The sequence below is a fragment of the Streptomyces sp. NPDC006393 genome (assembly GCF_040628575.1).
Taxonomy (GTDB): Bacteria; Actinomycetota; Actinomycetes; order Streptomycetales; family Streptomycetaceae; genus Streptomyces.
Window position 1 is genome coordinate 1 of record NZ_JBEXZD010000139.1, and the last position, 20,354, is coordinate 20,354.

General features: G+C 72.7%; 18 protein-coding genes. 10 read left to right on the plus strand and 8 right to left on the minus strand.

Annotated features, from left to right (window positions below):
* The coding region (locus ABZ484_RS34730; protein WP_358869951.1) for a response regulator at positions 1-258 on the minus strand (258 nt) is incomplete at its 3' end.
* Between the two features lie 564 nt (positions 259-822).
* On the opposite strand from ABZ484_RS34730, the gene ABZ484_RS34735 reads away from it, so the two are divergent.
* From ABZ484_RS34735 to ABZ484_RS34745, 3 genes are all read left to right on the plus strand, one after another.
* The gene (locus ABZ484_RS34735) at positions 823-2,319 is read left to right on the plus strand and encodes an oligopeptide:H+ symporter (RefSeq protein ID WP_358869952.1); all 1,497 of its coding nucleotides are present in this window, start codon (positions 823-825) and stop codon (positions 2,317-2,319) included.
* A gap of 231 nt (positions 2,320-2,550) precedes the next feature.
* Entirely contained in the window at positions 2,551-2,997 is a 447-nt protein-coding gene (locus ABZ484_RS34740; RefSeq protein ID WP_358869953.1) for a hypothetical protein, read from the plus strand.
* A 9-nt stretch (positions 2,998-3,006) separates the two neighbouring features.
* Positions 3,007-5,697 carry an ATP-binding protein gene (locus ABZ484_RS34745; RefSeq protein ID WP_358869954.1) on the plus strand — a complete coding sequence of 897 codons (2,691 nt, stop codon included), beginning with the start codon at positions 3,007-3,009 and terminating at the stop codon, positions 5,695-5,697.
* 35 nt (positions 5,698-5,732) lie between these two features.
* Here ABZ484_RS34745 and ABZ484_RS34750 read toward each other — a convergent pair whose 3' ends face one another.
* Both ABZ484_RS34750 and ABZ484_RS34755 read right to left on the minus strand, forming a co-directional pair.
* Entirely contained in the window at positions 5,733-6,281 is a 549-nt protein-coding gene (locus ABZ484_RS34750) for an ATP-binding protein (protein ID WP_358869955.1), read from the minus strand.
* A 279-nt stretch (positions 6,282-6,560) separates the two neighbouring features.
* A complete protein-coding gene (locus tag ABZ484_RS34755; RefSeq protein ID WP_111002957.1) occupies positions 6,561-6,938 on the minus strand; it encodes an STAS domain-containing protein in 378 nt (125 codons plus the stop codon).
* A gap of 239 nt (positions 6,939-7,177) precedes the next feature.
* Here ABZ484_RS34755 and ABZ484_RS34760 point away from each other — a divergent pair, with 239 nt between their 5' ends.
* Both ABZ484_RS34760 and ABZ484_RS34765 read left to right on the plus strand, forming a co-directional pair.
* A complete protein-coding gene (locus ABZ484_RS34760; protein WP_358869956.1) occupies positions 7,178-8,116 on the plus strand; it encodes an RNA polymerase sigma factor SigF in 939 nt (312 codons plus the stop codon).
* 196 nt (positions 8,117-8,312) lie between these two features.
* Entirely contained in the window at positions 8,313-10,124 is a 1,812-nt protein-coding gene (locus ABZ484_RS34765; RefSeq protein WP_358869957.1) for an RICIN domain-containing protein, read from the plus strand.
* Here ABZ484_RS34765 and hutI read toward each other — a convergent pair.
* Genes hutI through hutU form a run of 4 tightly spaced genes read right to left on the minus strand, consistent with a single transcriptional unit; the run spans position 10,115 to position 15,583 of the window.
* Positions 10,115-11,332, minus strand: coding sequence for an imidazolonepropionase (gene hutI, locus ABZ484_RS34770; RefSeq protein ID WP_358869958.1), 1,218 nt, complete (start codon positions 11,330-11,332; stop codon positions 10,115-10,117). The genes ABZ484_RS34765 and hutI overlap by 10 nt on opposite strands.
* Positions 11,333-11,358: 26 nt before the next feature.
* A complete protein-coding gene (locus tag ABZ484_RS34775) occupies positions 11,359-12,705 on the minus strand; it encodes a formimidoylglutamate deiminase (protein ID WP_358869959.1) in 1,347 nt (448 codons plus the stop codon).
* Positions 12,705-13,922, minus strand: coding sequence for an allantoate amidohydrolase (locus ABZ484_RS34780; RefSeq protein ID WP_358869960.1), 1,218 nt, complete (start codon positions 13,920-13,922; stop codon positions 12,705-12,707). Before ABZ484_RS34780 ends, ABZ484_RS34775 begins: the two co-directional genes overlap by 1 nt.
* Positions 13,919-15,583 (minus strand): urocanate hydratase, encoded by a 1,665-nt coding sequence (gene hutU, locus ABZ484_RS34785; protein ID WP_358869961.1) that lies wholly within the window; start codon positions 15,581-15,583, stop codon positions 13,919-13,921. The genes ABZ484_RS34780 and hutU overlap by 4 nt, the downstream gene beginning before the upstream one ends.
* A 173-nt stretch (positions 15,584-15,756) precedes the next feature.
* Between hutU and ABZ484_RS34790 the strand changes: the two genes are divergently transcribed.
* From ABZ484_RS34790 to ABZ484_RS34810, 5 genes are all read left to right on the plus strand, one after another.
* The gene (locus tag ABZ484_RS34790) at positions 15,757-17,145 is read left to right on the plus strand and encodes a diaminopimelate decarboxylase (protein WP_358869967.1); all 1,389 of its coding nucleotides are present in this window, start codon (positions 15,757-15,759) and stop codon (positions 17,143-17,145) included.
* Between the two features lie 169 nt (positions 17,146-17,314).
* Entirely contained in the window at positions 17,315-17,704 is a 390-nt protein-coding gene (locus tag ABZ484_RS34795; protein WP_358869962.1) for a hypothetical protein, read from the plus strand.
* Positions 17,701-18,678, plus strand: a complete 978-nt coding sequence (locus ABZ484_RS34800; protein WP_358869963.1) for a hypothetical protein — start codon at positions 17,701-17,703, stop codon at positions 18,676-18,678. Before ABZ484_RS34795 ends, ABZ484_RS34800 begins: the two co-directional genes overlap by 4 nt.
* A gap of 13 nt (positions 18,679-18,691) precedes the next feature.
* The gene (locus ABZ484_RS34805; protein ID WP_358869964.1) at positions 18,692-19,231 is read left to right on the plus strand and encodes a roadblock/LC7 domain-containing protein; all 540 of its coding nucleotides are present in this window, start codon (positions 18,692-18,694) and stop codon (positions 19,229-19,231) included.
* 18 nt (positions 19,232-19,249) lie between these two features.
* Positions 19,250-19,624, plus strand: a complete 375-nt coding sequence (locus ABZ484_RS34810; RefSeq protein WP_358869965.1) for a hypothetical protein — start codon at positions 19,250-19,252, stop codon at positions 19,622-19,624.
* 13 nt (positions 19,625-19,637) lie between these two features.
* On the opposite strand, the gene ABZ484_RS34815 is transcribed toward ABZ484_RS34810, so the two are convergent.
* Positions 19,638-20,240 carry a hypothetical protein gene (locus ABZ484_RS34815; RefSeq protein WP_358869966.1) on the minus strand — a complete coding sequence of 201 codons (603 nt, stop codon included), beginning with the start codon at positions 20,238-20,240 and terminating at the stop codon, positions 19,638-19,640.
* Positions 20,241-20,354 lie beyond the last annotated feature (114 nt).

Sequence of the window (20,354 nt, forward strand, 5' to 3'; positions counted from 1 at the left end):
GACCTCGTCGGCGCGCGCCGTGAGGATCAGGATGGGCACGGTGTGACCGTCGGCGCGCAGCCGGCGGGCGACCTCCAGGCCGTCCATACCGGGCAGACCGAGGTCCAGCACGACCAGGTCGACGCCGCCCTGCATTCCGGCGTCGAGCGCGGTGGGTCCGTCCTCACGCACCTCGACCTCGTAGCCTTCCCGGCGCAGTGCGCGGGCCAGCGGCTCCGAGATGGACGCGTCGTCCTCGGCGAGCAGTACACGGGTCATGGAGTGATGGTAGTCCGACGGTGCCGCCTGCTGGGCCGGTGCTGCGGTGTGATCGACATCGGGCGCTCTTACCTTTCGCCCCTAGGGTCACGGAGCCCCCCGAGCGCGGGCGCGAACCCCGGGCCTCCCCGGTCCGGACCATGGGACGAGGGATGCGATCCTGGAACACGCCGCTCGGTTCCACCTTCGAAAGATCGGGCACGGTTCCCTCTGGACCTGTGATCCGCGTCTCAAGTCCTTCCATACCGGGCGGTGTCCTGCCGTATGGTGAGCTGAACGCCTGTAGCACGCAGCGGACCTTTGGCGCTCATTCGACGCTGAGGGTCCCTTTTGTGTGCGGGCCGGCTCCGACCGGCCTCGAAAGGAATGACCTAGGGCCGGGCCTCATCGGACGTCGTGACGCGTCGTGAGGCGTGGATCCCGGTGGCCGCCGTCCGCCGCTCCGTGACCCGGGGCGGACTCCCCCTGGGCGTGGGGTGGACGACCGGTCCTGCCGGTGCCGGCCGCCCCCCACCGGGCGCGCAGCGGCTCGTCGCCGCGCGTCCCGACCAGCAAGGAACGACCATGGCGTCCAGCCTGACGAAGGACTCGGTCCGCCCGGGCACCCCCGGTTCCGAGAAGACCTTCTTCGGCCACCCCCGCGGCCTGGCCACCCTCTTCATGACCGAGATGTGGGAGCGCTTCTCCTACTACGGCATGAGGGCTCTGCTCCCGCTGTACCTGGTGGCTCCGGGCGGCCTGCACCTGAGTGCGGCCACCGCGACCGCGATCTACTCGGTCTACCTGTCCCTCGTGTACCTGCTCGCCCTGCCGGGCGGCTGGTTCGCCGACCGGGTCCTCGGCCCCCGCAAGACCGTCGCCGTCGCCGGCGCGGTCATCATGCTGGGCCACCTGACGCTGGCCCTGCCGTGGGCCGGCAGCTTCTTCGCCGGTCTCGGTCTCGTCGCCATCGGCTCCGGCCTGCTGAAGGCCAACATCTCCACGATGGTCGGCCACCTGTACAAGGGCACCGACGACCCGCGCCGGGACGGCGGCTTCACGATCTTCTACATCGGCATCAACCTGGGTGCCTTCGCCGCGCCGCTGGTCATCGGCACGATCGGTGAGAACGTCAACTGGCACATCGGCTTCGCGCTCGCCGCGCTCGGCATGGCGCTGGGTCTGGCCCAGTTCCTGCTCGGCTCCCGCCACCTGGACGCGCGCTCCGACGTCGTACCGACGCCGCTGTCCGCGCAGGAGAAGTCGGCCGTGCTGCGCAAGTCGGCCCTGTGGGCCGCCGTGGCGGTCGTCTTCTACGCGATCGTCGGCTTCTCCGGCGTCTACACCCTGAACTGGCTGCTGGTCCCGATCACCGTCGCCGGTCTGCTCATCCCGATCCTGGTCATCGCCCGCATCAAGCGGGACAAGGACCTGGACCGCACCGAGCAGTCGAAGATGACCGCGTACATCTGGTTCTTCGTCGCCGCCGCCGTGTTCTGGATGATCTACGACCAGGGTGGTTCCACGGTGTCGCTGTTCGCCGAGGAGTCGGCCAAGAACAGCGTCTTCGGCTGGGGCTTCCCGGTCTCCTGGTACCAGTCGGTCAACCCGGTCATGATCATGGCGTTCGCGCCGGTGTTCGCCTGGCTGTGGGTCGCGCTCGCCCGGCGCGGCAAGGAGCCGAGCACCGCGGTGAAGTTCGCGATGGGTCTGCTGCTCATCGGCGCGTCCTTCTTCCTCTTCCTCGCCCCGCTGGCGATCGCCGACGGCGGTCACAAGGCGGCCGCGCTGTGGCTGGTGGCCATCTACTTCGTCCAGACCGTCGGTGAGCTGACGCTCTCCCCGGTCGGCCTGTCGGTCACCACGAAGATGGCGCCCGTGAAGTACGCCTCCCAGATGATGGGTGTCTGGTTCCTGGCCGTCACCGCCGGTGACGCCACGACCGGTCTGCTCTCCATCGCCGGCGTCGACCTGAACAAGACGGGCATCGTGACCCTGGAGGCGGCGCTCGCCGCCGTGGCCGGTGTGGCGGTGTGGATGTACCGCAAGAAGGTCAAGGAGCTCATGGGCGACGTGCGCTGACGCGCGTCTCTCCCGGGCGTTCGAGGGGCCCCGGCCGGATCGTCATCCGGCCGGGGCCCCTTGCCGTCGTGACCGGGCGAACGTCGCGTGTCGGGCACCGGCCGCTGCCGGCCGGACCACGAAGTGCCCCAAGGGCGGGTGCCGGACGACCTTGGTGGCTATCCTGCTGACAGGCTGGACGGGTGGGGGACGATGGCGGCACCGGGAGAGACACGACCGGACGCTCGGTCGGTGCGCGAGGAGTTCGCGCTGGAGCGATACCGGTACATCCTGCAACAGATCCACGCGGTCAACGAGAACGCCTACCGCTTCCTGGCGATCTACCAAACGCTCGCCACTGCTCTGGTCAGTGCCGCACTCGTCCTCTTCGTCGGCTACCACAAGTGGCATCTGGAGGCCGCCACCGCGCGGGCCGGGGTGATCGGCCTGCTGGCCCTGACGACGGTGGTCGCCGCGTTCACCGGTGGGCTCATCGTGGTGGGCTCCTTCGCCTGGCTCGACTACCGCAACGAGGAATGCGACATCACCGACGAGGTGGTGGCCCCCGGCTTCCGCAGCCGCCCGCGCCCCGGTCACCTGTGGCGCTGGTACGAGACGTACATGGTGCTGTTCATCCTCGTCTCGGTGGCGGCCATGTGGGTGCTCGCCGGCTTCTACCTCCTCCCGGCAATGAGGTGACGGACCGCTGTGCCCGAGCCCGGTTTCACCAGCACACCGCTGTGGCAGCAGACCCTGGCCGCACGCCGCCGGGGCGATGACCACCACCGGCAGCGCGAGCGGCTGCGCCAGTCGTACCTGACGCTGCGAGAGAACGCGGCCGTGCTGCTCGCGGAGAACGCGCGCAGCATGCCCGGCTTCACCGTGCACGACATCAGTCACGTGGACGCGCTGTGGGAGACGGCCAGCCTGGTCTGCGGCGACCGGGTGACGCTGACTCCGGCGGAGGCGTACGTACTGGGATGCGCGTTCGTGCTGCACGATGCCGCGATGGGCGAGGCCGCGTACGGCACGAGTGTGCCCGAGGCGCTGGGCGAACAACGCTGGCACGACCTGGTGTCCGTCACCTACTACCACCAGCAGGGCTGCTGGCCCACCCGGGAGGAGCTGGACTCCCCGCCGGCCGGCATCGCGGAGACGTGCCGGCAGACCGCGATCCGGGAGACGCACGCGGAACAGGCCCGCAGGCTGGTCGACCAGCGCTGGCGCTCCAGCGCCGGCAACGAGATCTACCTCATCGAGGACCTTCAGCTCCGGGAGGCCTACGGCCCCCTCATCGGCCAGCTCGCGGCCAGCCACTGGTGGCCCGTGGACAAGCTGGCCGAGCCGTTCGGCCAGGACCTGGGGTCCCTGACCTGGCAGCCGTCGGAGTGGATCATCGAGCCGCTCAAGCTGGCCTGCGCCCTCCGCCTCGCCGATGCGACGCAGATCGACGGCCGCCGCGCCCACACCTTCCTGTTCTCCCTGCGCGGACCCCAGGGCGTCTCCCGCGAGCACTGGCGTTTCCAGGAGCATGTCAGCCGCCCGCAACTGGTCGGCGACCGCATCACCTACGGCTCGTGGCGCGCCTTCACTTCCGACGACGCGGCAGCGTGGTGGCTGGCGCTGGACTACCTGCGCGGTGTCGACCAGGAGCTGAAGAAGGTCGACGCCCTCCTGCACGACCTGCGCCGGGACCGGCTCGCCGCCCGCGCGGTCGCGGGGGTCGACTCCCCCGAGCGCTTCGCCCGGCACTTCCCCGTGACCGGCTGGCGGCCCATCGACGCCACCGTCAAGGTCTCCGACGTCCCGGCCCTGGTGGGCACCCTCGGTGGGGAGCAGCTGTACGGCAAGGAACCCGAGGTCGCCCTGCGCGAGCTCATCCAGAACGCGCACGACGCCGTCCTCGCCCGCCAGGCACTCGACCCGGACTTCAGTGACGGGCGGATCGAGGTGCGCCTGGCCGAGACGGCCGAGAGCTGGCAGCTTGAGGTGCGCGACAACGGCGTCGGCATGGACGAGGAGTCGCTCGTCCACGGCCTGCTCGACTTCGGCACCAGCGGCTGGAGCTCGGCCCGGATCCGCAACCGGCTGCCCGGCCTGGCCAGCGGCGGCTTCCAGCCCCGGGGCCGGTTCGGCATCGGATTCTTCTCGGTCTTCCTGCTCGGCCGGACGGTCGAACTGATCACCCGCCGCTTCGACTCCGCCATCGGTGACGCCCGGCGCCTCACCTTCGAGGGCGCCTCGCACCGGCCCCTGCTCACCCCGATGTCCGAGCCGGGAGACCGGGCCGCGCCCGGCACCGTCGTACGGGTGACGCTCGACAAGAGCCCCTACGACGTCCAGGGCCTGCTCTACCGGACCAGCGACGACCGGCTCGGCCAGCTGATCCGGCGTCTGGTGCTGGAGCACGCGGTCCCCATCCACGTGTGGGAACACCGGGCGGCCGAACCGGAGGTCGTCGCACCCTTCTCCTTGGCCACCGGAGCACCGGACGCCGTCTACGACCGTCTCTATCCACCTCTGACCGACAGCTGGCGCGTCACGGAGGAGAAGCACCGGCTGCAGCTGCGCGACTCCTTCGTGGAACGCGCGGTCGAGCTGCGGGACGACGCCGGGCACCGCATCGGACTGGCGGCCCTGTGGAACGACCTCCGCAACAAGGGACCCCGCAGCGTGCTGGGTCTCGTCACGGTCAACGGCTTCCTCGCCCACGAAACGGCCGCCTTCGCCGGCTACCTGGCCGGTCGTCCGAGCCGGGCCTCACGTGACAACGCGGACCTGATCGCCGATCAGGACCAGGTACGCCGGTGGATCCGGGCCCAGGAACAACAGCTGCGCGCCACCGGCAGCTTCACCGACTCCGTCCAGCTGGAACTGGCCTACACCCTCCACAACGCCTTCAACCGCCTGCCCGACGACATCGCCTTCGCCTTCGCCGGGCGACGTCTGCTGCGGCCGTCCGGCATCCCCGCCTGGGCAGCCGGGCGGGACGAGGTGTTCATGGCCCTCGGGCAGCCGCTGAGCTGGCGCTCACGGCCGCCCGAGGTCCTCCACTTCGAGTCCGGCCAGCCCGTGACACTGCCCGAGGACTGGGTCCTCGTCTGCCAGATGGTGCCGCTGCTGCCCCTGAGCGAGGTCTTCCCCGACGTACTGAACCGCGATCCCGCCTACGAGTCCGCGCGCAACCAGTCCGAGCTGACCTGGCAGAAGGTGTGGTGGCGTATGTCGGGGGGCCTCAACGGACTGCTGCTGCGCGCCCTGTGCCGGGCGTGGTCGTGCACCGTGGAGGACCTCCTCGCGCCCATCGAGCAGCGCCACTGGTCGGACGCACGCACCCTGGACGAGACCGTGGGCCCCGTGGAGGGCTATCTGCTGCGCCGGCCCTCGAAGGGGCGCTGAGACCGGCGGCGGGCCCGCGCACCGGGAGCGGACTCCTACGCGGGAGCCCCCAGCTCCGCCCACACCCTCTTGCCGGCGACCCCGGGAACGCGTACGACGCCCCAGTCGAGGCACAGGCGCTGGACGATGAACATGCCGTGACCGCCGGGGCGGCCGGCGCGGTGCGGGGTGCGCGGGGCCGGCTGGCCGGTGCCGCGGTCGGAGACCTCGATGTGGATCACCTTGTTGTCACAGGTGATCTCCATCTGGTCCGGGCCCTCGGCGTGCAGACAGGCGTTGGTGACCAGTTCGGAGACGACGAGGAGTACGTCCTCGGCGGCGGCCCGCTGGTCGGCGCTCGCGGCGGGCAGCCAGCCCCACGCGTACAGCGCCTGGCGGGCGAAGTCGCGGGCGAGCGGCACGACGCCGCTCTCGCCGTCGAAGCTCAGCCTGCGGACCTGACGACCCCCCGACGGGACCGCGGGCACGGTCGTCGCGCCCCCTGCGGACGTCCCGTCCGCAGGCGCGCCCCCCTCGGACGCCCCGGAAGCGCCGCTGGGCTCCGGGCCGCGGTCGCCCGGCGAGTAAGGCCGGGTGGTGCTCATCAGCGCTTCACCTCACCGATTCACCAGTTCACGTTTCACACGTCACTACACAAAGTCACTGCACACACACATGTCGGTACGCCGCCTGCCGATGCGTCCAGGATGACTCCTGCCCGACCGATCCCATGGGACACCCCCGTTTTCCGGCGCGTGGGGCGTACCGCTCGGCATGTCTCTCGGCGTGCCTCTCGGCGGGGCCGACGGGTGGGCCGGTCGACTGAAGGTTTCCGCAGAACAGCACACGGAAGCGACGCGCCGACGGGCGGCCCGCCGGCCGGATCAGCCGGTCTCGTCGGCCAGAGCATCCTCGAGCGTGTCGTGCACGCTGAAGACCGCGTCCGCTCCTGTGATCTCAAACACACGCGCCACCACCGGCAGCATGCCGGCGAGGTGCACACCTCCCCCGGCCGCCTCCGCCTTCAGTCGCGCCCCCAGCAGCACGTTCAGCCCGGTGGAGTCGCAGAACTCCAGGCGCGAACAGTCCACCACCAGGCGCGAGCGCCCCTTGGCGAGGCACTCCTCGAGCGGCTCGCGCAGCAGGTCGGCCGTGTGATGGTCCAGCTCACCGGCCGGAGTCACGACGGCACTGGAACCCTCTTGCCGCACCTCCACCAGAAGCCGGCCCGACTGTGCGCTGCCGACCGTCCCGCGGTCCATGCCGTCTCTCTCTCCCGGTGTCTTGGCTGCTGACTGACGCCCTCGAACACTACGCCTTCCCTCACCCCTCCGACACCCGAACAACCACACAGAAACGGACATATAGCCACATAAGGCACTTGCGGTGGCCCTGGTGAAGCGGGTAGGGCTAGTAGAGACACGTACCCGACACGGCCGGCTTTGGAGGCGCCGCACACCGCAGTGCACGAACTGGCTTCGGCAGCCATATGCCGAGAACGATGGAGGACATCATGTCACCCCGGCTCGACGCCTCGCATACCCAGACGGCGACGTCGACACCCCCTCCGGACCATCTGGATCCCATCGAGCTTCAGGACGACGTACGCGCCGAGCGGACCGATCCGGCCGTCGCGCTGGCCGGACTTCCGGACATCCCCCCGTACGACGAGGTGGCCCCGGACGACGCCCGGGCGCTGTCCAAGACCCTCTTCGAGCGGCTCGAGTCCCTCGAGGAAGGCACCCACGAGTACTCGTACGTCCGCAACACCCTCGTCGAACTCAACCTCGCGCTGGTCAAGTTCGCCGCCTCCCGCTTCCGCTCCCGCAGCGAGCCGATGGAGGACATCATCCAGGTGGGCACCATCGGCCTGATCAAGGCGATCGACCGATTCGAGCTCGCCCGGGGCGTCGAGTTCCCGACCTTCGCGATGCCCACCATCATCGGCGAGATCAAGCGCTTCTTCCGTGACACCTCGTGGTCCGTGCGCGTGCCGCGCCGGCTCCAGGAACTGCGGCTGGACCTGGCCAAGGCCGGTGACGAACTGGCCCAGCGCCTGGACCGCGCCCCGACGGTGACGGAACTGGCCGAGCACCTCGGCCTGTCCCGGGACGAGGTGGTCGAGGGCATGGCGGCGTCCAACGCGTACACCGCCTCGTCACTGGACGCGCAGCCCGAGGACGACGACTCCGAGGGTGCGCTCGCGGACCGCATCGGCTACGAGGACCACGGGCTCGAAGGTATCGAGTACGTCGAGTCGTTGAAGCCGCTGATCGCCGAACTGCCCTGCCGGGACCGGAAGATCCTGTCCCTGCGGTTCGTGGCGGGCATGACCCAGTCGGAGATCGGCGACGAGCTCGGCATCTCGCAGATGCACGTCTCACGGCTGCTGTCGCGCACGCTGGTACGGCTGCGCAAGGGGCTGACCGTCGAGGACTGACCGGCCTGACATGAGGTTCACCGCCCGGTGCCGCGAACGGCGGCGCCGGACGGAACCGGTCCAACACCGCACCGGCGGCTCCCGGTTACCCGCGGAAACCTCTTTTCCCGCCCCGCCTCCCCCACTATGGTCGCCCTCCAAACCGGCCGGTACGTCAGGACTCCGGATGCCGGCCGGGGCTGCGAGGAGGCAGGCGATGGCTCGGGCCGACGGTAGCGGCAACGACGTCGAGACCGGGGACGCGGGCGGCCCGTACCCGGGGGCACTCGGGGAAGCCGCGAGGTCGCGTGCGGGTGCGCCCGGCGAAGCGGCGGCGACAGGCGCGGGCGCGTCCGGGACGACCGCGAGACCGGACGCGGGGGCGGCCGGCCCGGCGACGGTCCGGCACGCGGAGACGCCCGGCGAAGTCGCGGGCGCTTACCCGGAGGTGCCCGGCGGGGTCGCGGGCTCGGGTGCCGACGGGGACGGTGGGGCCGGGGAGGCCGGCGGCTACGCGGAGGCGGCCGATGCGCGGCTGGTCGGGTTGTTGCGTGCCGAGACACCGACGGTCTATCCGGCGTTGCGGGAGCTGCGGGGCCGTCATCACTCCGCCGTGCTCGCCTACGCCCGCCAGTGCACGACCAGTGACGCGGCGGCGCGGCAGCTGGCCGCGCAGGCGTTCACCCGTGCGGCGCGCGAGAGTGCCCGCGGCGTGGACCGGGGCGTCCCGGTGCGGCTGCAACTCCTGCTGCTGACCACCCGTCTGGCCGCCGCCTGGGCGCGCGACGAGCGCGCGGGCGGCCTGGACGCGGGGCTGCTGCTGGTGCTGAGCACGGCCGGCGTCGACGGCCCCGAACCGCCGCTGCTCGCGGCCTTCGAGTCGCTGCCGCTGCGGGCCCAGGGACTGCTCTGGTACGGGACCGTGGAGCAGGAGAGCGATGAACGGACGGCCAGGTTCCTCGGCCTCACCCGCGAGGACGTGCGCTACGGCGCCCCGCAGGCGCTCCAGGCCATGGCACGGGCCTGTCTGAGAAGCCGCCTCGCCGCCTCCGACGACCCGCACTGCGGCGACTTCCGGCGGCTGATCGAGGAGTCCGTGCGGCCGGAGAACCCCCGTTCCAGTGCCGATCTGCACACCCACATGGCGCACTGCGCGCACTGCACGGCCGCGTTCGAGGAGCAGTCCGCGCTGCGCGACGACCCGCGCACCGCGCTCGCCGAGGGCCTGCTGCCCTGGGCCGGCACGGCGTACGTCGCGCGGCGGCCCGCCGGACCGGGCCCGGAGGCCGGTGCGCCCACCGGCGCCGGCACGCGGTCCGCCGCCTGGCCGCCGTCCCGCCGCTACGTCCTGGCCTCGGCGGCGCTCGGCGTCGCCCTCACCCCGTTGCTGCTCTTCGTGCTCTCCTCGTCCGGCTCGCAGCCGCACCGGCGGGCGGCGGGCGCGGTGACCACTCCCTCGGCGCCCTCCCAGGTCACGGTGACGGCGACGGTGTCGACCGGTCCCGCGACACCGTCTCCGTCCGCGACCTCACGGCCGCCGTCGCCCACACCGTCCCCACGGCCCACACGGACCGCCCGTCCCGCTCCCCCGCCGCCGAAGCCGACGCCCAGGCCGACCCCCACCTATCCGCCGGGCGCGGCGTTCGCACAGGTGGTGAACGACGCCTCGGGCCGCTGTCTGGACGTGACCGGCGACTTCGACAACGGCACGGACGTCGTCACCGCCCCCTGCGGCTCGGCGGACACCCAGCGCTGGCGCGTGGACTCCGAGCGCGGTGTCGTGCAGTCGGCCGCGGACCCCGACTTCTGCCTGGACAGCCGGGGCTCGGTGGACAAGGGCGTCGGCATCTGGTCGTGCGACTCGGTCGACGGCAGAAACGGCCGGAACCTGACGTTCACCGTCGACCCGGACGGCGTGATCCGCCCGGCCGTCGCCATCGAGACGGCCCTCACCGACAGCGGCGGCTACCTGTCCTTGGACCCGCTGAGCGGTGGTGCGGAGCAGCGGTGGCGGGCGGGTCAGCGGTGAGCGACCTCGCGCACGCCGCGCCGCCAGACCTCGCTCACCAGCGGTACGCCCGGCCGGTAGGCCAGGTGGACGTGGCTGGGCGCGTCCAGGAGCACCAGGTCGGCTCGGGCGCCGGGTGTCAGGCGGCCGACGTCCGTGCGGCGCAGGGCCGCGGCCCCGCCCGCGGTGGCCGACCAGACCGCCTCGTCCGGGGTCATGCCCATGTCCCGTACGGCGAGCGCGATGCAGAACGGCAGTGAGGACGTGAAGGACGAGCCCGGGTTGCAGTCGGTGGACAGCGCGACCGTGGCGCCGGCGTCGAGGAGGCGGCGGGCGTCGGGCCACTCGGCGCGGGTGGAGAACTCGGCGCCCGGGAGGAGGGTCGCGACGGTACGGCTGTTCGCGAGGGCGTCGACGTCCGCGTCCGTGAGGTGGGTGCAGTGGTCGGCGCTGGCCGCGTCCAGCTCGACGGCGAGCTGTACGCCGGGGCCGTGGGAGAGCTGGTTGGCGTGGACGCGCGGGTGCAGGCCCCTGGCCTTGCCCGCGGTGAGGATCGCGCGGGCCTGGTCGCCGTCGAAGGCGCCCTTCTCGCAGAAGACGTCGATCCAGCGGGCGTGCGGTGCGCAGGCGTCGAGCATCTCGCCGGTGACCAGCTCCACGTACGCCGCCGGGTCCGCGGCGTAGTCGGGGGAGACGATGTGGGCGCCGAGGTAGGTGACCTCATCGGTGTGCGCGGCGGCGATGCGCAGGGCGCGGGCCTCGTCGGCGACGGTCAGGCCGTAACCGGACTTGGTCTCGAACGTGGTGGTGCCCTGGCGCAGTGCCTCGGCGAGGTAACGGGTGAGGTTGGCCTCCAACTCCGCGTCCGAGGCGGCCCGGGTGGCGGCGACCGTGGTGCGGATGCCGCCCGCGCTGTAGGCCCGGCCGGACATGCGGGCGTTGAACTCCTCGGTGCGGTCACCGGCGAAGACCAGGTGGGAGTGGGAGTCCACGAAGCCGGGGAGCACCGCCCGGCCGCCCGCGTCGACCCGGTTGTCAGTGGCGGGTGCTTTGCTTGATTCACCGGTCCACGCGACGCGGTCGCCGTCGATGACGACGGCCGCGTCCCGGATCAGGCCCAGTGAGGATCCTCCCCCACTCTCGAATTTGCTCGAGCGGGGGGACCCCCATCCGAGGGAGGGGTCGTTGGTGACCAGCGTGGCGATGTTGCTGATGACTGTGCTGCTCATGGTGTCCTCAAGGGTGACGGGGGGATTCAGCCGCGCAGCGCTCGGACGGCGCCTGCCAGCGCCGACGCCACATCGGGTACGAGGGCGTGGACTCCGTCACGCACGACATGACGGCCACCCACGACCGTGTGGCGCACGTCCGCCGCGGAGGCGGCGAATACGGCCGTCTCGGCGGCGAGTCGCGGCTGCGGGCCCGCTGTCCTGACCGTGTCGAGGGCGATCGTCGTGAAGTCGGCGAGCGCCCCCGGCCGCAGGTTGCCGGCCTCCTCCCAGCCCAGGGCCGCATGACCGGCCTCGGACGCGGCGTGCAGCAGGGCCGCGGCGGTCCAGTGCCCGCGGGTGCGGGTGCGCAGCCGCTCGTTCAGCTCCATCGCGCGGGCCTCTTCGAGCAGGTCGATGACGGCGTGGCTGTCGGAGCCGAGGGAGAGCGGGGAGCCGGCGCGCTGGAGGGCGACGGCGGGACCGATGCCGTCAGCCAGGTCCCGTTCGGTGGTCGGGCACATGCAGGTGCCGGTGCGGGACCCGCCGAGCAGGGCGATGTCCTCCTCGGTGAGGTGGGTGTTGTGCACGCCGGTCGTGCGCGGCCCGAGGACCCCGTGGTCGGCCAGCAGCCGGGTGGGGGTGCATCCGTGAGCCCGGAGGCAGGCGTCGTTCTCGGCGGTCTGCTCCGACAGGTGCACATGGAGCGGGGCCCGCCGCTCCTCGGCCCACCGCGCCACGGTCGCCAGTTCGGGCGCGGGCACGGCCCGCACCGAGTGGACGGCGGCGCCGATCCGCGCGTGATCCCGTTCCTTGAGAAGTGAACAGCGTTCGGCCCAGGCCTCGGCCGTCCCGTCCGAGAAGCGGAGCTGGTGCCGGTCGGGCGCCCGCCCGAAGCCGGCGGAGAGATAGCAGGTGTCCAGGAGGGTGATGCGGATGCCGGCTTCGGCGGCGGCCTCGATCAGTGCCTCGCCCATCGCGTTCGGGTCGGCGTACGGGGAGCCGCCCGCGGCGTGGTGGACGTAGTGGAACTCGCCGACGGCCGTGATCCCGGCGAGGGCCATCTCGGCGTACACCGCGCGGGCCAGGGCGTGGTAGGTCTCCGGGGTGAGCCGTTCGGCGGTGGCGTACATGACCTCGCGCCAGGTCCAGAAGGTTCCGGAGCCGACCTGGACGGTGCCGCGCAGGGCGCGGTGGAAGGCGTGGCTGTGGGCGTTGGCCAGCCCGGGGATCGTCAGCCCGCGCAGGGGCTCGGCTTCCGGGGGCGGGGTGGGCACGCCGGTGCGGACGGCCGCGATGCGACCGTCCCGCACGTCGAGCGCCACGCCCGGCTCGGCGTGGGTGCCGAGCCAGGCGTGCTCCAGCCAGTACGTCCGCGTCCGCTGGGTGGGCATCACGTGCAGGCCAGTCCTTCCAGTACGTCGGCGAGTGCGCGCACCCCCGCCGTGCAGTCGTCCTCGGCCGCGAACTCGGCCGGGGAGTGCGAGACACCGGTGGGGTTGCGCACGAACAGCATGGCGGTCGGGACGCTCCCGGAGAGGATTCCGGCGTCGTGTCCCGCGCCGGTACCGAGCACCGGCACCTTCAGATCCGTCCGGCCGCCCAGGATGCGGGCGAGTTCGTCGCGCAGGGCGTGGTCGAACTCGACGACGGGGGTGAAGGACTCGCGGACCACGTCGAGGTCGACTCCGTGCGCGGCGGCGTACGCGCGGGCCGCCTCCTCCACACCGCCGACCACCTTGTCCAGGGTCTGCTGGTCGGCGGCGCGGGAGTCGAGCCAGCCGCGCACCAGGGACGGGATCGCGTTGACGCCGTTCGGCTCCACGGCGATCTTGCCGAAGGTGGCGACGGCACCGGCGAACTCGGCCTCGCGCCGGGCGGCCAGGACGGTCTCGGCGTACGACAGCATCGGGTCGCGCCGGTCGGCCAGCCGGGTGGTGCCGGCGTGGTTGGCCTCACCGCGGAAGTCGAACCGCCAGCGCCCGTGCGGCCAGATGGCGCTGGCCACCCCGACGGCGTCCCCGGTGAGGTCGAGGGCGCGGCCCTGCTCGACGTGCAGCTCGACGAAGGCCCCGATGCGCGCGAGCCGCTCCGGGTCCGGGCCGATGGCGTCCGGGTCGTACCCGGCGGCCTCCATGGCCCGGGGCAGCGTGATCCCGTCGGCGTCGGTCAGCCGGTGCGCCTGCTCCACGGTGAGCTGACCGGCCGTCAGCCGCGACCCGACGCAGGCCAGACCGAACCGGGCGCCTTCCTCGTCACCGAAGTTGACGACGGCGAACGGCTTGCCGAACCGCGCTCCCCTCCCGCGCAGTTCGTCGAGCGCGGCGAAGGCCGAGACCACGCCGAGCGGCCCGTCGAAGGCCCCGCCGTCGGGCACCGAGTCGAGATGCGACCCGGCCACGACGGCGTCCTCACCGTCCGGATCCCCGAGCCAGGCCCACTGGTTCCCGTTCCGGTCGACCTCGTACGCCAGCCCTCGCGCCTCGGCCTGCTCCCTGAACCAGGCCCGGCACTCGGCGTCGGCCCCGGTCCAGGCGAAGCGCCGGTACCCGCCGGAGGCGGAGCTGCGGCCGATCGGCAGCAGCTCCGCCCACATGCTGTGGAAGGTCACGCGTCGTCACCTTCGCGCATCGGCACCCGCACGCCACGCTCGCCGGCCACCGACTCCGCGATGTCGTACCCGGCGTCCACGTGCCGGATGACGCCCATCCCGGGGTCGTTCGTCAGCACCCGGCGGATCTTCTCCCCGGCCAGCGCCGTGCCGTCGGCGACGGTCACCTGCCCGGCGTGGATGGACCGCCCCATGCCGACGCCGCCGCCGTGGTGGATGGAGACCCACGAGGCGCCCGAGGCGACGTTCACCATGGCGTTCAGCAGCGGCCAGTCGGCGATCGCGTCGGAGCCGTCGAGCATGGCCTCGGTCTCGCGGTACGGGGAGGCGACGGAGCCGCAGTCGAGGTGGTCGCGGCCGATCACGATCGGCGCCTGGAGCTCACCGCTCGCGACCATGTCGTTGAACCGCTCGCCCGCCTTGTCGCGCTCGCCGTAGCCGAGCCAGCAGATGCGCGCGGGCAGGCCCTGGAAGTGGACGCGCTCGCCGGCCATCTTGATCCAGCGGGCCAGGGACTCGTTCTCGGGGAACAGCTCCAGGATCGCCTTGTCCGTCTTGGCGATGTCGGAGGCCTCACCGGACAGCGCGGCCCAGCGGAAGGGGCCCTTGCCCTCGCAGAACAGCGGCCGGATGTAGGCGGGGACGAAGCCGGGGAAGGCGAACGCCCGGTCGTACCCGGCCAGCTGCGCCTCGCCGCGGATGGAGTTGCCGTAGTCGAAGACCTCGGCGCCGGCGTCCTGGAAGCCGACCATCGCCTCGACGTGGCGGGCCATGGACTCGCGGGCCCGGGTGGTGAAGCCGGCCGGGTCCTTGGCGGCCTCGTCGGCCATGTCGTCGAAGGCGATGCCGAGCGGCAGGTAGGACAGCGGGTCGTGGGCGGAGGTCTGGTCGGTGACGATGTCGATGGGGGCGCTCATCGCGAGCAGCTGCGGGACCAGTTCGGCGGCGTTGCCGAGGACGCCGATGGACAGCGGCCTGCGCTGGTCGCGCGCCTCGACGGCCAGCTGGAGGGCGTGGTCGAGGGAGTCCGCCTTCACGTCCAGGTAGCGGTGCTCGATGCGGCGTTCGATGGCGCGCGGGTCGCAGTCGATGCAGATCGCCACGCCGTCGTTCATGGTGACCGCGAGCGGCTGGGCGCCGCCCATGCCGCCGAGGCCGGCGGTGAGGGTGATCGTCCCGGCGAGCGTGCCGCCGAACTTCTTCGCGGCGACGGCGGCGAAGGTCTCGTAGGTGCCCTGGAGGATGCCCTGGGTGCCGATGTAGATCCAGGAGCCGGCCGTCATCTGGCCGTACATGGTCAGGCCGAGTGCCTCCAGGCGGCGGAACTCCTCCCAGTTGGCCCAGTCGCCGACGAGGTTGGAGTTGGCGAGGAGGACGCGCGGCGCCCACTCGTGGGTCTGCATGACGCCGACGGGGCGGCCGGACTGGACGAGCATCGTCTCGTCGGCCTTGAGGGTCCTCAGGGTGCGGACCATGGCGTCGAAGGAGCGCCAGTCGCGGGCGGCCTTGCCGGTGCCGCCGTAGACGACGAGCTTGTCGGGGTGCTCGGCGACCTCGGGGTCGAGGTTGTTCTGGAGCATCCGCAGGGCGGCCTCCTGCTGCCATCCCAGGGCGCTCAGTTCCGTACCGCGCGGCGCTCGTACGGGTCGGGGTCCTGACATGGTCTGCCTCCTGGCGGTTGCTCCCGATGGATTGTTACTACGTCTATTCACATCCTGACTTGCTGAATAGAACTAGTCAATACGTCGGTGTGCCGACATCGGCGCACCCGGGATGTTTGGCTGGTCCCATGGTGTGGACGACTGCCGGCAGCAGGGGAGCGGGGGACGAGGACATGGGCGGCTACGGCGACGAGGACCGGGCGGGCCGTACGGACGGCGAGCGGGCCGTGCGGCGGGACGAGGCGGTGCGGGCCGCGGTGGAGCAGGGACTGCTCGGGCCCGACTCCCCGCTCGTGGGACTGCTGGACGTCCAGGGCATCCGGGAGGCCGCGGCGGACCTCACGGCGGCGTTCGCCGCGGTCGCGGCGCCGGGCACACCGGTGCTGCACGCCTTCGCGGTCAAGGCGACTCCGCTGGTGCCCGTGCTGCGGCTGCTGTGCGAGGAGGGCATCGGCGCCGAGGTGGCGAGCCCCGGGGAGCTGGCGCTGGCCCGGGCGGCCGGGGTGCCGGCCGACCGCACGGTCCTGGACTCGCCCGCCAAGACCCCGGCCGAGCTGCGCGAGGCGCTGGCCCTGGGCATCGCCGTGAACGCCGACAGCCCCCAGGAACTGGACCGCATCGACAGCCTCGTACGGTCCTCCACGCCTCGCTCCCCGCTCGGGATCCGGGTGAATCCGCAGGTCGGCGGGGGCACCATCGGGGCGCTGTCGACGGCGACGGCGACCTCGAAGTTCGGGGTGGCGCTGCGTGACGAGGGAGCGCGCGAGTGGGTCGTGCGGGCGTACCTGGACCGGCCGTGGCTGACCCGGCTGCACGCCCACACCGGCTCGCAGGGCATCCCGCTGTCCCTGATGGCGCGGGGCGTGGCGGAGACGTACGCGCTCGCCGAGGAGATCAACGAGCGGGCGGGGCGGCGGCAGATCGACACCCTCGACATCGGCGGCGGGCTGCCGGTGAACTTCGCCTCGGAGGCGACGACACCGACGTACGCGCAGTACGCACGGCTGCTGGGCGAGGTGGTGCCGGGGCTGTTCGACGGGCGGTACGGGCTGGTGACCGAGTTCGGGCGGTCGCTGCTGGCCAAGCAGGGCACGGTGGTGGCGCGGGTGGAGTACACCAAGAGCGCCGGCGGCCGGCCGGTCGCCGTGACGCACGCGGGCGTGCAGGTCGCCACCCGGACGGTGTACGCGCCGGGGTCGTGGCCGCTGCGGCTGGCCGCGTACGACGCCAAGGGCCGGCCCAAGGCGGGCCCGGAGGTGGTCCAGGACGTGGCCGGGCCGGCGTGCTTCGCGGGTGACCTGCTCGCCGAGGCCCGCGCGCTCCCCCCGCTGGACCCGGGCGACCACGTGGCCGCGCTGGACACCGGCGCGTACTACTTCGCCCACCACTACGCCTACAACTCCCTGCCCCGGCCCGGCGTCTACGGCTACGCGCCGGACGGCGCCGGCGGTGTCGCCTTCGCGACCGTGCGCGCGCCGCAGGGGGTCGAGGAGATCGTGGCCGAGGCTGGAGGGGCGCACGCGTCGGCACTCACCACCCTGCGCGCACCCGAGCGCTCTTGAGGCACGCCGGAAGCAACCGGCGCAACTGGGGGAAACCCGGGTCAGTCGACCCACATTAGCCCCTCGGTCGCATGTTCCTCTGGAAAATGCCGTAACCCCCACCAGCTTCGCACACCCTGCGTAGCGTCGCCTTCACTCAGCCGACACACCAGGTGGGAGGGGAGCGACGGTGCCCGGAATCGACGAGTGCCTACTGGAGGCCATGCGGCTGCCCGGCGCGCGAGGCGCCGCGCTGGTCGACTGGACGAGCGGGCTGGCCCTGGGCACCGTCGGGGAGGCCCCGGGCGGCGACCACGAGACCACCGCGGCCGAGGCCGCCGAGCTGGCCCGGCTGGCCGCGGAGCACGGGGCGTTCGCCGCCGACGACCCCGTCGGCGAGCGCCCTCCGGTCGAGGACCTGATCGTCAGCAACCGGGACAGCTACCACCTGCTGCGGTTCGTGGAGACGACCTTCGACAGCACCGTGTTCCTGCACCTGTGGCTGGCCCGTGCGGACGGCAACCTCGCGCTGGCCCGGATACGCCTGGGCGAGATGGCCGAGCGGCTGGTGCTGGGATGACCGTGGTCGACACCACTCCTCCGCCCCGGCTGCCGGTGCGCGACCGCGCGACCGCCGCCGAGCGGGCCTGGGGCGGCCTGTCGCCGATGCTGACCCGGCTCGCCGCCGAACGGGCCAGCGGCGTCCTCGTCCGCGAACGCGGCACGCTCCACCTCAGCGAGGGCCGCGTGGTGCACGCCGAGAGCCCGCTGGCCCCGGGCCTGGACACCCTCCTCACCGCGCACGGCACGCTCACGCCCGAGACCTGGCGGGACACCGTCTCCCGGGCCGACGAGCGCGGCGGCGTCGCGCACCTGCTGCTGGCCGGTGGCCATCTGGCCGAGGGGGCGCTGCAACTGTGCCGTCTGGGCGCCCTCTACGACGCCGCCTACTTCGCGCTCGCCCCGAGCAGCACCCCGGGCCGTTTCCGCTACGGCGTCGCCCACCGGCTCGGCCCCGTCCTGCCGGTCCCGGTCGCCGCCCTGGAGCGCGAGACCCTGCGCCGCCGGGACCTGCTGCGCCGCATCTGGCCCGACCCACGGGCGGACAGCGCCCCGCTGGCGCGGACGCACACCACCGCGGCACCGAAGCTCACCGCCCGTCAGCGGGCCCTGCTGGAGCGGGTCGACGGCACCCGCACGGCCGCCGAACTCGCCCGGGAGCTGGGCCGCCAGGCGTTCCACACCCTGGTGGACGTACGCCGTCTGGCCTCCGCCGGCCTCGTGATCCCCCGGCAGCCGGAGGCGGACACCGGACCGGCGGCGACGGGCGGTGGACCGGCGGCGACCGACGCGGAGCCGACGGCCACCGGCGAGGGGCCGACGGCGACGGACGACGGACCGCCAGGCGCGGGCACCGCACCGGCAGACGCGGGCACCGCACCGGCAGTGTCGGGCGCCGGGCCGCCGCACGGGATCACCGAGCGGCTCGCGGACACCAACGACCCCCACATCACGCTGCTGAAGAGGCTCAGGGATGCGCTGGAGGCCCTTTGAAAGGAGACACCGGATGGCGGCCGAGCCCGAGATCCTGGACGAACTGCGCCGACTGAGAGCCCGCGTCCCCCAGCTCACCGGCGCCCTCGCCGCGAGCACCGACGGCCTCGTCCTGGCCCACGACACCCCGGGCGTGGAACCGGAGGGCGTGGCCGCGCTGACCGCGACCGCGCTCGGCGTCGCCGTACGCATGGCGGACGTGACCGGCCGAGGGGAGCTGCGCGAACTGCTGATGCGCGGCGTCCACGGCTATGTCGCCACCTACGCGGCGGGCCGCACCGCCGTCCTGACGCTGCTCGCCCAGGACCGCGTCAACGTCGGCCGCCTCCACCTGGAGGGCCGCAGGGCGGGAGCCCGCATCGGGGAACTGGTCGACGCCGAGGCGGCGGCCCGGGGCCTCGGACGGGTGACACCGGCGAGGGCCACGAAGCCGGCCCCGGCCGCCAAGGCCGCCGGAACCACGGGGACCGCCGGGACCACAGCCCCACGGACCAGAACCACGCGCGTGCCACGCGCCACCGGCGCCAACACGCCTACCACCACCGAAAGTTAACGAACAAGGAGACCGGCCATGGCCAACACCGAGACCTGCCTGAAGGAAGCCCTCGCCTCCATCGAGGGCGCGACCGGAGTCGCCCTCGTCGACTACACCAGCGGCATGGCGCTGGGCACGATGGGCGGCAGCAAGACCTTCGACCTGAACGTGGCCGCGGCCGGCAACACGGACGTCGTTCGGGCCAAGTTGCGCACCATGGAGCACCTCGGCCTCAAAGGGCAGATCGAGGACATCCTGATCACGCTCAACGACCAGTACCACCTGATCCGCCTGGTCGGCGGCCGTGGCGGCAACGGCCTCTTCCTCTACCTCGTACTGGACTCCAAGCGGGCCAACCTCGCGATGGCCCGCCACCAGCTGAAGAAGATCGAGGAGGACCTGGAGGTCTGATCCGGAGGTCTGATCAGACGAGCGCCGCGGTGCGGCGGCGCGCCCCGCCCGGGGCCGCGTCGCCCGCCGCGATGCCGGTGCCGCGGTAGCCCTTGACCGCCGGGCCCGTGGGGCGCCCGCCGTACCTGCCGAGCCAGTCCACCCGCACCCACAGCAGCACGTCGTCGGCCCGCTCGCGCCGCCCGAGCCAGGCGGCCTTCAGCCGCAGCCCGGTGCCGGCACCCGCCAGCAGCATCCCGCCGGCCGCCGGCACGGCGAGCGAGCTGCCCAGCGCGGCCACGAAGGCCAGCAGCAGCCACCAGCGGTGTCCCCGCCGCCAGGCGCGGACGGTGACCGCCCGGTCCTGGAGCACGTCGTGCCGTCCGGCGCGGCTCGCGGCGCGGGCGAGGGCGGTGTAGCGGCGGCGCCGGGCGCAGGCGACGACGGCGGCGCTCACCAGGAACAGCGCGGCGCCCGCCGACACGCCGATCCGGCGCCCGGTCAGTCCCGGCCACGCCGCCCCGGCCCCCGCCGCGACCACCCCGAACCACCACAGCGGGGCCGCCCCGGCCCGTACGACGACGGCCACACGGGCCAGTCCCTGTCCTCCGCGGCCCTCGCGCCCTCCGCGTGCCACCTGCCGCCTCCTTCACACCCCGGCACACCTTCGTTCGGGCGGGCAGGCTAGCGAGCCTTCGTGAGACGAATCTGAGAACGACGGGCCGGGGTCCGAGAAGGAGTTCAGTCCACG

Bases quoted from the DNA above. Each gene is read 5' to 3' on its own strand.
- ABZ484_RS34735 (WP_358869952.1), top strand. From the start codon at position 823: ATGGCGTCCAGCCTGACGAAGGACTCGGTCCGCCCGGGCACCCCCGGT.
- ABZ484_RS34750 (WP_358869955.1), bottom strand. From the start codon at position 6,281: ATGAGCACCACCCGGCCTTACTCGCCGGGCGACCGCGGCCCGGAGCCC.
- ABZ484_RS34755 (WP_111002957.1), bottom strand. From the start codon at position 6,938: ATGGACCGCGGGACGGTCGGCAGCGCACAGTCGGGCCGGCTTCTGGTG.
- ABZ484_RS34760 (WP_358869956.1), top strand. From the start codon at position 7,178: ATGGAGGACATCATGTCACCCCGGCTCGACGCCTCGCATACCCAGACG.
- ABZ484_RS34765 (WP_358869957.1), top strand. From the start codon at position 8,313: ATGGCTCGGGCCGACGGTAGCGGCAACGACGTCGAGACCGGGGACGCG.
- hutI (WP_358869958.1), bottom strand. From the start codon at position 11,332: ATGAGCAGCACAGTCATCAGCAACATCGCCACGCTGGTCACCAACGAC.
- ABZ484_RS34775 (WP_358869959.1), bottom strand. From the start codon at position 12,705: ATGCCCACCCAGCGGACGCGGACGTACTGGCTGGAGCACGCCTGGCTC.
- hutU (WP_358869961.1), bottom strand. From the start codon at position 15,583: ATGTCAGGACCCCGACCCGTACGAGCGCCGCGCGGTACGGAACTGAGC.
- ABZ484_RS34790 (WP_358869967.1), top strand. From the start codon at position 15,757: ATGGGCGGCTACGGCGACGAGGACCGGGCGGGCCGTACGGACGGCGAG.
- ABZ484_RS34800 (WP_358869963.1), top strand. From the start codon at position 17,701: ATGACCGTGGTCGACACCACTCCTCCGCCCCGGCTGCCGGTGCGCGAC.
- ABZ484_RS34805 (WP_358869964.1), top strand. From the start codon at position 18,692: ATGGCGGCCGAGCCCGAGATCCTGGACGAACTGCGCCGACTGAGAGCC.
- ABZ484_RS34810 (WP_358869965.1), top strand. From the start codon at position 19,250: ATGGCCAACACCGAGACCTGCCTGAAGGAAGCCCTCGCCTCCATCGAG.